Annotated in this window: 3 protein-coding genes and 1 pseudogene (1 of these 4 cut by a window edge); 2 read left to right on the forward strand and 2 right to left on the reverse strand. The window is 44.0% G+C overall.

What is annotated here, in order from left to right:
* Both B7Y67_RS15575 and B7Y67_RS15580 read left to right on the forward strand, forming a co-directional pair.
* Positions 1 to 75, forward strand: the final stretch of a protein-coding gene (locus B7Y67_RS15575; protein WP_293599420.1) for a SulP family inorganic anion transporter. Its footprint begins 867 nt before the window's first position; only the last 75 of its 942 coding nucleotides appear in the window; the start codon falls outside the window, past its left edge; its stop codon occupies positions 73 to 75.
* A complete protein-coding gene (locus B7Y67_RS15580) occupies positions 32 to 412 on the forward strand; it encodes a SulP family inorganic anion transporter (protein WP_293599421.1) in 381 nt (126 codons plus the stop codon). Before B7Y67_RS15575 ends, B7Y67_RS15580 begins: the two co-directional genes overlap by 44 nt.
* A 6-nt stretch (positions 413 to 418) precedes the next feature.
* On the opposite strand, the gene B7Y67_RS15585 is transcribed toward B7Y67_RS15580, so the two are convergent.
* Together B7Y67_RS15585 and B7Y67_RS15590 are read right to left on the reverse strand one after the other, a co-directional pair.
* Complete coding sequence (locus tag B7Y67_RS15585; protein WP_293599422.1) at positions 419 to 1,930, reverse strand: AMP-binding protein; 1,512 nt, start codon at positions 1,928 to 1,930, stop codon at positions 419 to 421.
* 65 nt (positions 1,931 to 1,995) lie between these two features.
* Positions 1,996 to 2,309: pseudogene (locus B7Y67_RS15590) on the reverse strand (sulfoacetaldehyde dehydrogenase); the annotation flags it as partial.

The raw sequence follows: 2,309 nt of genomic DNA on the forward strand, positions 1-2,309 counted from the left end.
AGAATTTATTGGGCAAGGTTTAGCCAATGTCATGGGCTCTTTCTTTTCAGCCTACCCTTCAAGTGGATCTTTTAATCGCACAGGGGTTAATTTAGCTGCAGGGGCAAAAACACCACTATCTGCTATTAGCGCTGCGTTTTTCTTGGTAATTATTTTGGCATTTGTGTCGCCCCTAGCAAAGCACATTCCCTATGTCGTCATTGCTTCCTTATTGCTACTAGTGGCATGGAAATTAATTGATATAAAGCAAATTCGTCATGAGTTTGAATTAGGCAAGGGCGCTTGGATTCCGATGATTGTCACAGCAATAGGTACTGTGACGATTGCCCTTGAATGGGCCATTCTCATTGGCATCTTCACATCCATCTTGATGCGCAAAATACTCGGACACAGCAAAAAGCCCGTCAAGTAAATCTGATTATTTCGCTTCCACTAAATCCAATAACTTTAAGCGCTGTACTTTTCCAGATGGTCCTCTAGGCAAATCCTCCATAAAGAGGATAGTTTTGGGAGTTCTAAATTTCCCTAAATTATCAATGCAGAATTGGCGCATCTCTGTCTCAGAGCAAGACTGTCCCTCTTTCAAAATAATGCAGGCCATAATTTCCTGCCCATAATTGGAGTCCGGAATTCCAACAGATGCAGCATCGAGGACAGCAGGATGCTTCAAAAGTACTTCATCGATTTCGCGGGGAGCAATATTTTCACCCCCCTTAATAATCAGCTCTTTTAATCTACCGGTAATGAAATAAAAGCCGTCGGCATCTCTCATGCCGAGATCGCCCGTTCTCATCCAGCCGTCATTATCAAATGCTTTCTTTGTTTCAGTTTCACCTTTGTAGTAGGCATGCAATACATTCTCACCTTTGAGGCAAATTTCTCCAGAAATAAGATCAGGGACTATTATTCCAGAATCATCAACGATTTTTGCTTGCACTCCGCAGGGAAGCCCAGGGCTACCAAAACGCCTGCGCTCATCGTGTGGATTGCAAAACACAATTGAACAAGTTTCAGTCATACCCATCGCTTCGATCACTGGCATTCCAAACAAGGCCTCAAATTCACGATGATGCTCTGGCGGTAGAGGGGCTGACGCAGAACGCCCAAAGCGAATGTGTTTTAACTGGGCTAGATCAGGTTTATTAGCCCCACTTTTAGCGGCATTAATCAAATAGGCAATGATGGTGGGAACCATATTGATCCAGGTGCACTTGTATCGAATTGCTGTCTTCCACCAGGTGGATACAGAAAAGTGGTGTGGCGCAACAATGGATCCACCAGAAAAGAACGGGGTAATTGTTGAGATGACTTGACCATTAATATGGTAGATCGGTAGCGAGCTCAAGACAATATCAGCCGGAGATAATTTGTGCCATTCGCTAATGGACTTTGCCGCATGCAGCAAGTTTCGATGGGTTAGCAATACCCCCTTAGGTGTACCGGTAGTACCTGAGGTATACATCAATAATGCTGGGCTATTTGTGTCAACTTGAGGCAAAGCAATACGAGCAGACTGCAAAAATGGTCCAGCTTGTGCATCTGGATCTAGCTCGACTAACTCAAATGAGCGCTGCGTTTTTTTCAGAGCGGCAAATAAGCTTTGCTTGTTTTCTGGAGCATAAAATAAAACCTCAATATCACTGTGATCTAAAACCCATGCCAGCTGATCCACAGGTGCCAATAAATTGAGTGGAGTAACCACGCGACCAGATGCCATAGTGGCAATAAAAACCGTTGTCGTTTGGCGGCCATTGTGCATAAATATGCCAACATGACCAGCAGCACTGATCTGATGTTCTTGGAGCCAACCCATAAAATTCTCGGCCTCAATTGCCATCTGACCATAAGATAATGTTTGATCAGTCTCTGGCGCATATAACAATGCATGATCAGGTTGAGTTTGAGCCCAACGGCTTAAGACTTGCGCCATGCTAGCGCTGTTAGTGCTAAATGTATCCACTATATTGAGCGAGATTAAGTTAGTGCTAATACGGATTATTTTGGAAACTGACTGAAATAATTTTCCAGTAAATCCTCGACCTCAGGCACCTTTTCAGCAATGGGCCTTACGATTCGAGTGGTGTTGAGATAATGACGATAGTTCATGTTATCGGAGAAATTATTTTTTCCCCAAGTACCGCAACCCATAGATAAAGAGAATGGTAGGCCATTTTCAAAACTACCTCCGGTAGCAATAGCGTGAGCTTGGTTGACTATGATCCGTGCAACTGGCAAGTGGCTTGCCAAATCATCAGCCCTACCCTCCATCACTGCTCCACTACTGGCAGTATGTAAACCAACTGAATGTC

The organism is Polynucleobacter sp. 35-46-11, assembly GCF_002281105.1.